Annotated in this window: 2 protein-coding genes; one reads left to right on the plus strand and one right to left on the minus strand. The window is 71.3% G+C overall.

Annotated features, from left to right (window positions below; translation table 11 throughout):
* Positions 1-598 (plus strand): alpha/beta fold hydrolase (locus tag ACFWI9_RS34490; protein ID WP_387169288.1); only part of this gene is annotated, 598 nt, incomplete at its 5' end.
* A gap of 2 nt (positions 599-600) precedes the next feature.
* Here the strand turns inward: ACFWI9_RS34490 and ACFWI9_RS34495 are convergent.
* Positions 601-1221 (minus strand): class I SAM-dependent methyltransferase (locus ACFWI9_RS34495; RefSeq protein ID WP_387169291.1); only part of this gene is annotated, 621 nt, incomplete at its 5' end.

The raw sequence follows: 1221 nt of genomic DNA on the forward strand, positions 1-1221 counted from the left end.
CCCCTACGCCCCGCGCGGCGGCCCGCGCCCCAGCGAGATCTTCGCCGGGATGGGCGGGGACGAGGAGTTCTACGTCTCCTACTTCCAGCGGCCAGGACGGGCCGAGGCCGAGATCGAACCCGACGTGCGCGGCTGGCTGGCCGGCTTCTACGCCGCGTTCTCCGCCGACACGATGCCCGCCCCCGGCACGCCCGACCCGCACTTCGTGAGCCGCGAGGGAGGGACGCTGAGGGAGCGTTTCCCGACGGAGGGCGCGCGGCCCGCTTGGCTTGGTGGTGAGGAACTCGACGTCTATGCGGGGGAGTTCGAGCGGACGGGCCTGACCGGTGCCCTGAACCGCTACCGGAACATGGACCGCGACTGGGAGGACCTCGCCGACCTGGACGGCGCCCCCATCACCCAGCCGTCCCTGTTCCTCGGCGGCGCCCTGGACGCTTCGACGACCTGGCTGTCCGGCGCGATCGCCGCCTACCCGGTGACCCTTCCCGGCCTGCGCGGCTCGCACATCCTGGAGGGCTGCGGGCACTGGATCCAGCAGGAGCGTCCGGCGGAGGTCAACGAGCACCTGGTCAAGTGGCTGGCCGGACTGCCGAGTTGAGGTCAGATGCCGGTACCGGTGCGCCGTAGGACACGCAGGGAGCCGGTCGCCGAGACCTCCGTGAACGCGCCGGACTCCAGGGCCCGTAGATACACGCGGTAGGGCGCCTGGCCGGTGAACTCGTCCTCGACGACCGGGAACACGTCATGGATGACCAGCAGCCCGCCCTCGGCGACATGGGGCGCCCACCCCTCGTAGTCACCGTTCGCGTGCTCGTCCGTGTGCCCACCGTCGACGTAGACGAGCCCGAGCGGGGTCCCCCAGATCCGCGCCACCTGCGGCGACCGCCCCACGAGAGCGACCACGTGCTCCTCCAGCCCGGCCCGGTGGAGCGTCCTGCGGAACGTGGGCAACGTGTCCATCAGCCCGAGTTCCGGGTCGACGGTCTCCGGGTCGTGGTAGTCCCAACCCGGCTGCTGCTCCTCACTGCCCCGATGGTGATCGAGGGTGAGCGCGGTCACGCCGGTCTCGCGGGCAGCGACGAGTACGCGAGACCGATCCCCGCACCCAGCACGACCGCGATGACCAGGCTCTGCCAGGCCGCGCTCATGAGGCCGATGCCCGCGCCGTAGCCGACGCCGATGATCACCATGCCGATGATCAGGGTGACCTTGGGGCCGTAC

The sequence above is a fragment of the Streptomyces sp. NPDC127084 genome, from assembly GCF_042724175.1.
Lineage (GTDB): Bacteria > Actinomycetota > Actinomycetes > Streptomycetales > Streptomycetaceae > Streptomyces.